Genomic DNA, 1,018 nt, shown 5'->3' on the forward strand with positions numbered 1-1,018 from the left:
GATCCCGATCGGTATGAGCGCGCGGGTCAGGCCGGTGGTCAGGGGTACGGCGGCCAGGACCTTGAACGCCCTCCGGCGCTGGGCCCGGCAGGCGGCGAAGCCCGTGGAGGCGCGGCGATCGCGAGGCACGGCAACGTGATGAAGAAGAAGCCCAGCGCTGCCACCGTCCCCTCCCCTGATCCCGTCCCCGAGCAGCGGGAACGTACCGCAGCCCCCGGCGATGTCAGTGCCCGGGAGTAGCGTCCTGAGCATGACGTGGTGGTGCACCGGGGTGCGGTGGCGGGTCGGGGGCGGGCCCGCGCTGGGGTGGTACGGGGAGGGGAAGGGGGAGCGCGAGAGTCCCCTCGCCTTCGGGGACGTGCTGGCTTTCCGGGCCGTGGGCGGGCGCCGATGTCTCGGGGTGTGGCGGGGCGGGCGGCGTACGCCGTGTCCGGCGGGTGCGGTGCTGTCCGGGCGGGGGACGCGGGCACAGTGTGCCGAGTGCGCCGGGATCGACCGGGCGCACTCCGTCGCCGCGGACACGATGGCGGACGACCCGAGGCCGTACCACGTGTATCTCGCCTGGTTCGGGAGCGGGATGGTGAAGGTGGGGATCACCGGGGTCGGGCGCGGGTCCGCCCGGCTGCTCGAACAAGGGGCCGTCGCGTTCACGTGGTTGGGGCGCGGGCCGCTCATGGCGGCGCGGCGGGCGGAGGAGCTGCTGCGTAGCGCGCTCGGCGTTCCGGACCGGATTCCGTACGCGCAGAAGCGGGCCGTACGGGCGGCTCTGCCCCCGGCCGGTGAGCGGGCCGCGGAGCTGGCGACGGCGCATGCCACCGCGGTCGCGCTCGCCGGGTGGCCCGAGTCGCTGGAGCGGCTCCCGTGCGAGGTGGTCGATCACGCGGAGGTCTTCGGGATCGAGGGCGGAACAGGGAACGGAACAGCAAGCGGGGCAGAGGGCGGGGCAGAGGGCACGGCAGAGGTTGGCGAGGATGACGATGTCGGTCCGGTTGAAGAAGCTGGGACCGGAGTCGAACTG

The 1,018-nt window shown here is 73.9% G+C and carries 1 protein-coding gene; it reads left to right on the top strand.

Annotation, left to right across the window (positions count from 1 at the left end; genetic code table 11):
* Window positions 1-250 precede the first annotated feature (250 nt).
* Window positions 251-1,018, top strand: a 768-nt coding sequence (locus ACWD4P_RS38565; RefSeq protein ID WP_449782860.1) for a DUF2797 domain-containing protein, incomplete at its 3' end; no start/stop codon positions are given.

The sequence above is a fragment of the Kitasatospora sp. NPDC002543 genome, from assembly GCF_053594915.1.